This is a genomic window from Legionella norrlandica (assembly GCF_000770585.1).
Classification (GTDB): Bacteria; Pseudomonadota; Gammaproteobacteria; order Legionellales; family Legionellaceae; genus Legionella; species Legionella norrlandica.
In genome coordinates this window covers 1-631 of the sequence record NZ_JNCF01000129.1, presented here as the reverse complement: position 1 = coordinate 631, position 631 = coordinate 1, and the positions used below count along the sequence as shown (strand labels likewise).

Sequence of the window (631 nt, the reverse complement as noted above, 5' to 3'; positions counted from 1 at the left end):
GGTTGTCCATAGTTTGTTGCACACGTTCCGTAGGACACAAGACTGGTGCTGGAGGAGTTCGTCCATCATCATCCACACTGCTTGCTCTTGAACTTGCTGAGAACAATTAAGTTGTTGCTAGTAAATTCTCTTTCGTTTGCTTTAACCAACCTGGATTAAATTGGCTCCAGGGTGATTTTTTCTTGCTTTCCCGTCCGTTTTGACTGCGTTTGTCAGCACTGTATGGCCGTGTCACTTTTTTCTCCTCTTTTATCTCTCGCTCAGTAAAACAATATGGAATTTTTTGACCTTTACTCCATAACGTTATTTTTCCATTAAGATGCCGTTTTAATGTAATTTTTTGCTTTGGTCTGACGCAAATGCTGCTGGTTTTTTGAATTTGCAGCAACTTATTTTCAAATCGAATAATCCAATCGTTATACACAGTCCTTGTATATTCCCAACACATGATGTTATCTAGGTTTTGATCTGACATCAGAGCTACGTGGGCATCGTCCATGCTCGCAGGCTTTTTCATAAACTTATTGTTTAGGCTGTCTATGAAACGGCCTTGCAGTAGTTTGTTGGCTTCCTCAATGGTTTGAATACCTCTTAATCGTAACTCTTTAACAAAGCGATCTTGGTATACACC

General features: G+C 39.9%; 1 pseudogene. It reads right to left on the bottom strand.

The features are described 5' to 3' along the window. Nucleotides 1–106: 106 nt before the first annotated feature. A pseudogene (locus OK13_RS14675) lies at nucleotides 107–631 on the bottom strand (hypothetical protein); the annotation flags it as partial.